Origin of the sequence: Streptomyces sp. AC555_RSS877 (assembly GCF_019049245.1) — a bacterium.
In the GTDB taxonomy this organism is placed as follows: Bacteria; Actinomycetota; Actinomycetes; order Streptomycetales; family Streptomycetaceae; genus Streptomyces.
Genome location: NZ_JAGMUK010000042.1, coordinates 1 through 6,524, shown reverse-complemented (window position 1 = coordinate 6,524; position 6,524 = coordinate 1). Strand labels below are relative to the sequence as shown.

The window sequence follows — 6,524 nt, the reverse complement described above, 5'->3', positions numbered from 1 at the left end:
GGCGTGTGTTTGTGGGCGAGTCGTAGGGCGAGGAGTGATCCGGCTGCGGGGGGTGCGAGGTTGAGTGCTGTGGTGAATCCCATGTGGTAGTGGGTGATGAATGCGGCGAGGTGGATGAGTGCGGCGGTGGTGGTGAGGAAGAGTATGGGGCCGCGGGGCATTGGGGGGCCTTTTGGGTGGGGTGGCGGGGGTTTGGTGTGTGTGGGGGTGGGTTTTTTTGTGCGGTGATCAGGATGCCGTGTGGGGTGGCTGTGTGCAATGGCTGGTGGGTTGCTGGGGGTTGGGGTGGCTGGCCGGGGGTGGGGTGCTGGTGTGTGGTGGAGTCGGTTCGGTTGGGGGCGGATGTGTTCATGTCGGGCGTGGGCTGCTGGTGTGGCCGGCGTGGGGTGCATGGCTTGTTTACGGAGTGTGTGGCTTGTTCATTGCGCCGGAGGATTGCATTCCGTATTGCTGACGTTACGTAGTGTGCTTGAGATCACTGGGGCCCATGGGGGTGGGGGTGTCCGTGTTGGGCGTTTGGTGATCTTGGTGATCTTGTGTCCCTGGTTACTTTTCGATTCGTTCACTGTCCTTACGCAGACAGACAGACCAGACGGGAACGTTTCGTGAGACCTGAGGAAGAGCTGCCTTCTCCTGATGAGAGAGGGCGGGTGTGGCATGAGAAAAGCAGAAGTATCCGCTGGATTTCCGGCGGTCTTGCTGTGCTTTTGTCGGTGTCGCTGATAGACGCGGCGGCTGCGGCTGCTTCGCCTGAGGCTTCGGCCGCCGGGCGTGAGGGGAAGCAGAAGGCGAAGGGGGTTGCGGCTGCGGCGGATATTGCGTCGGCGAAGGTCGCGTCTCGTTTGTCAGGCCGGCGGGTGGAGGCGCTGAGTGAGCGCACGGAGACGTCGACGACGTGGGTGAACAAGGACGGCAGTCTGACGACGGAGCTGTCTGCGGGTCCGGTCCGTTTCGAGCGGGACGGCAAGTGGGTCGACGTCGATGTGAAGTTGCGTGAGTCGGGTTCGGGGGTGGAGCCGGTCGCACACCCGGAGGGGCTGCGTCTGGCGGGCCGCACCGGTACGCCGCCGGCGTCGCTGAAGGCGGGGCAGCAGGCCAAGGCCGCCGACCTGGTGACGCTGGGCGAGGGCGATCAGCAGATCACCCTGCAGTGGAAGGGCGGTCTGCCCAAGCCCACGCTGGAGGGCACGCGGGCAAAGTACGCCAACGCCGTTCCGGGTGCGGACGTGGTCGTGGAGGCCACCCGCACAGGTTTTGAGCAGTTCGTCGAGATCAAACAGCGGCCCGCCGCCGCGAGCGGCGCCTACTCGTACACGCTGCCGCTGAAGGCCAAGGGCCTGAGGGTGAAGCAGCTCGCCGACGGCAGCGTGCAGTTCACCGACAAGAAGAACAAGAAGCGGGCCGTGATGCCCGCGCCGGTGATGTGGGATGCCGCCGTCGACAAGCGCTCCGGCGAGCACACCCACAAGGCGAAGGTCGGCCTGAAGGTCGTGAAGAAGGGCTCCTCGGTCGACCTGGTGGTCACCCCGGACGCCGACTTCCTCGCCGACCCCAAGACCAAATATCCGGTCGTCGTCGACCCGTCCACCTCCTCGCTGGGCAACGTCTTCGACACCTACGTCCAGCAGGGCGAGACCGTGGACTGGTCCGCGGACACCGAGCTGGACCTGGGCAACCCGGGCACGACCAACGCCGACGGCACGCCGCGCCTGGCGCGGTCCTTCATCAGCTGGAACTCCACACCGATCCAGGACGCGCTGGTCTCCAGCGCGAAGCTGAGCCTGTGGAACTTCCACTCGGGCAACACCGACTGCAAGGCCTATCCGTGGGAGGTGTGGTCGGCGGGGGCCGCCTCGACGTCCTCGCGGTGGTCCGCGCAGCCGGCACTGACGGCGAAGAAGGCCACCTCGACGGAGACCCGCGGCAACACCGCGTGCACCACGGCTCCGGACGGCTGGATCAACGCGGACGTGACGACGCTGGTGCAGGAGTGGGCGTCGGCCAAGGCGACCCGCGGGCACATGGGCCTGCGGGCGACGAGTGAATCGGTGCTCGAGCAGTGGAAGCGGGTCAACTCCGCGAACGCGGCCTCCAATCCGCCCAAGCTGGTCGTCACCTACAACTACCGGCCCAAGACCGGCACCAAGCAGGAGGCCGGCCCGCCGTTCTTCTCCTACAGCGGCGCCTACACGGTCAACTCGGCCACCCCGACGCTGCGTGACACCTTCGTCGACGCCGACGGGGACAAGGTCAACGGCACGTTCCAGATCTTCGACAACGCCACCAACACCCAGGTCGGCGACGTCATCGTGTCCAAGTACGTGGCCAGTGGCTCCGCCGCGTCGGTGACGGTTCCCGCCGGTGTGCTGAGCAACGGCAAGACCTACAAGTTCCGCACCAATCCCTATGACGGGACGCACTACAACACCGGCTGGTCGGCGTGGAAGACGTTCACCGTCGACACCTCCGCCCCCTCAGCCCCTTCGAAGATCACCTCGACGGACTACCCGGCCGGGCAGTGGGTCAAGGGCGCCGGGCAGGCGGGCACGTTCACCGTGACCCCGCCGGCTGCCGATCACAACTGGCTGGAGTGGTCGCTGGACGGGGTGACCTGGACGAAGGTCGCCACCGGCGGGGCCGCCACCGCCAAGGCCATCAGTGTCACCCCGCCGAAGAACGGCACCCACACGCTGCAGGTCCGCTCCGCGGACAAGGCCGACAACAAGTCCGAGGCGCTGGAGTACATCTTCCACGCCGGTTCGGGCGGCTTCCTGCAGCCCGCCGAGGGCGAGCGCACCGCGCGCCGGCTGCCGCTGGTCGCCGAGGCCGAGAGCGGCAAGTACGACAAGGTGTCGTTCTCCTGGCGCCGTTCGGAAGCCGACGCCTGGGTGAAGATCCCGGTCGGCGACGTCACCTCGGGCGGAACCGCGCTCACCGCCTGGCCGGTGGCGCTGACCGCAGGAAAGAACGCACCGCTGGTATGGAACACCACCAGCACCGTCTCCCCGGACGGCACGGTCCAGATCAAGGCCGACTTCACCGGCCCCAACTCGGCGGCCTCGAGCACCGCCGCGCTGACCGTGGTCGTGGACCGCAACGCTGATGGCGCGGCCACCAGCGAGACCGGTCCCGGTTCGCTGAACCTGCTCACCGGTGACTACACCCTGTCGGAGACCGATGCGTCGTTCTTCGACATGTCGGTGACCCGCACGGCTTCCTCCCGCACCCCCGACCAGGGGGCCAAGCAGGAAGGCCAGGCGGCCATCTTCGGCAAGGAGTGGGTGGCCGGCACCGCGGCGGAGATGACCGAGTCCGACTACACCCACCTGCGCCGGGTCTCCGACACCGCGGTCGCCGTGGTGACCTCGGAGGGCGATGCCCTGCACTTCACCGCCAACGCCGCCAAGACCGGCTGGATCCCCGAGCCCGGGGCCGAGGATCTGGTCCTCAAGGGCAGCGTGACTTCCACCTTCACCCTGTCCGACACCGAGGGCACGCTGACCACGTTCACCAAGCCCGCGGCGGCCGCCACGACCTGGCAGGTCTCCAGCACCCTGCTGGACGGCCTGTCGAACTCCACCACCAAGGTGGTCTCCGAAGCGGTGACCGCGGACGGAAAGACGCTGGCCCGCCCCAAGCGGATCATCGCCCCGACCTCGGCGGCCACCACCGCCACCTGCGAGGCCACCCCCGCGACCAAGGGCTGCCGGGTGCTGGAGTACGTCTACGCGACCTCCACCACGGCCACCGGCACCGACACCGACGCCCAGTTCGGTGACGTCACCGGCCAGGTCAAGCAGCTGAGGCTGTGGGCCACTCAGCCGGGCGCCACCGCCGCCACCGCGACCGCCGTGGCCTCCTACCGCTACGACTCCCTGGGCCGGCTGCGCCAGTCCTTCGACCCGCGCATCGGGCAGCAGGCGGAGACCCAGTACGCCTACCACGAAGGCCGCGTCACCTGGATGCAGCCGCCCGGCGAGCTGCCCTACACCTTCACCTACGGCAACGCCGGCAGCGGCACGGCACCCGGTGACGGCATGCTCTTGAAGGTCTCCCGCCCCGCTCTCAAGCAGGGCACCGCGGACACCGCCGAAGGCGAGGCCGTCACCAGCATCGTCTACGGCGTCCCGCTGACCGGCACCAAGGCCCCCCACGCGATGGGCGCCTCGAACGTCGCCGCCTGGGGCCAGCTCGACACACCCAGCGACGCGACGGCCGTCTTCCCGGCCGACTCCGTGCCGGCCTCCAGCGACGGCGCGGCTCTCACCTCCGGCAGCTACACCCGGGCCACGGTCAACTACCTCGACGCCTCCGGCCGCCAGGTCAACACCGCGACGCCCGGCAAGACGATCACCACCACCGAGTACGACCGGTTCGGCAACACCATCCGTGAACTGAGCGCCGGCAACCGCGAACTCGCGCTCGGCGCCACGGACGCCCACAAGGACACCCTGACGGACCTGGGCATCATCTCCCAGTCCGCCTCCGAGCGGGCGCACCTGCTGTCGACCACCTCCCTCTACAACGAGACCGGCACCCGCGAACTGGAAGAGTTCGGGCCGCTGCACCGCGTGGACCTCAGCGAGGACCTCAAGGAGGGCGCCACCGTCCTGGTCGGGGCCGGCACCTCCGTGCCTGCCCGCGCCTGGACGGTCAAGGAGTACGACACCGGCCGACCCACCGACGGCAGCGCCACCGTCAAGGACCAGGTCACCCTGGAAATCACCGGCACCCGGGTCCGCGACTACTACTCGATCATGAGTGAGAAGCGGGTCACCGAGACCCAGTTCGACTGGGCCAAGGGCCTGCCCACGCTCACCGTCCAGGACGCCGGCGGCCTGAACCTGTCCACCTCGACCGGCTACGACGCCCAGGGCCGGGTGACCTCGCAGTCGCTGCCCGGCTCCACCGGCGATGACGCGGCCACCCGTGTCACCGAGTACTGGAAGGCGGACGGAACCGGCTGGTGCCAGGGCCGTCCCGAATGGGCCGACCAGATCTGCTGGACCGGACCGGCCGGCGCCATCACCGGCGGCGGCACCAACCCGGCCAACCTGCCCGACACCACCACCGAATACAACTACTTCGGACAGCCCGCCACGGTCGTCGACACGGCCAACGGCCAGTCCCGCACCACGACCACCACCTACGACGCCGCCGGCCGCCCCGAGAAGACCACGATCACCGGCACCCTCGGCCAGGCCGTTCCCGAGGTCACCACCGAATACGACCCGGTCACCGGGAAGGTCACCAAGACGACCTCCCCCAGCGGCGGGACCATCACCAAGGCCTACGACAAGCTCGGCCGGCTCATCTCCTACACCGACGCCGACGGCGGCAAGACCACCACCGAGTACGACAAACTCGACCGGCCGGTCAAAAGCAGCGACACCGTCCCCTCGACGGTGACCTACACCTACGACCACACCGCCGAACCCCGCGGACTGGTGACCAAGACCAGCGACTCGATCGCCGGTGACTTCTCAGCCGCCTACGACGCCGACGGGTCCCTCACCACCGAAAAGCTCCCCGGCGGCTACACCCTGAACGTCACCGAGGACGCCACCGGCGCCACCACCTCACGCGCCTACACCCGCGACAGTGACGGCACCACCGTCTACACCGACACCGTCACCGAGAACGCCCACGGTCAGGCAACCAGCCACCAGGGCTGGTCCGCCCAGAAGTACACCTACGACAAGGCCGGCCGCCTCACCGGCGTCGACGACACCGTCGGCGAGGCCTGCACCCGCCGCGCCTACACCTTCGACAAGCATGCCAACCGCTCCGCGCTGGCCACCGCCACCGCCGAGTCCGGCAGCGCCTGCACCTCCACCGGCGCCGCCACCACCAACTACACCTACGACAGCGCCGACCGCCTCATAGCCTCCGGCTACACCTACGACGCGTTCGGCCGCACCACTGCCCTGCCGGGCAGCACCATCAGCTACTACACCAACGACCTCGCCTACCAGCAGACCTCGGGCGGCAAGCGCCAGACCTGGCAGCTCGACGCCGCCCTGCGCTTCCGCTCCTGGAAGGTCGAAACCGGCAGCGGCACCACCTGGACCCAGACCGCGTCCAAGACCAACCACTACGACAGCGACAGCGACAACCCCCGCTGGATCACCGAGGACACCACCACCGGCGCCCTGACCCGCAACGTCGACGGCACCTCCGGAGACCTCGCCGCCACCACCAGCAAAACCGGCGACACCGTCCTCCAACTCACCACCATCCACGGCGACATCGCCCTCCAGCTCCCGCTGGACACCACCAAAGCACCCACCGCCCTGGACAGCGACGAATACGGCAATCCCCGCCCCGGACAGGCAGCCATCCGCTACAACTGGCTCGGCGCCAAACAACGCTCCGCCGAGACCCTCACCGGCCTCACCCTCATGGGCGCCCGCCTCTACAACCCCACCACCGGACGCTTCCTCTCCCTCGACCCCGTCTACGGAGGCGGCGCCAACGCCTACGGCTACCCCGCAGACCCCATCAACCAATACGACCTCGACGGG

General features: G+C 68.4%; 1 protein-coding gene. It reads left to right on the top strand.

All coding sequences use genetic code 11. From position 1 onward, the window contains the following. Nucleotides 1-815: 815 nt before the first annotated feature. Nucleotides 816-6,524, top strand: a 5,709-nt coding sequence (locus KUM49_RS20185) for a DNRLRE domain-containing protein (RefSeq protein ID WP_374200181.1), incomplete at its 3' end; no start/stop codon positions are given.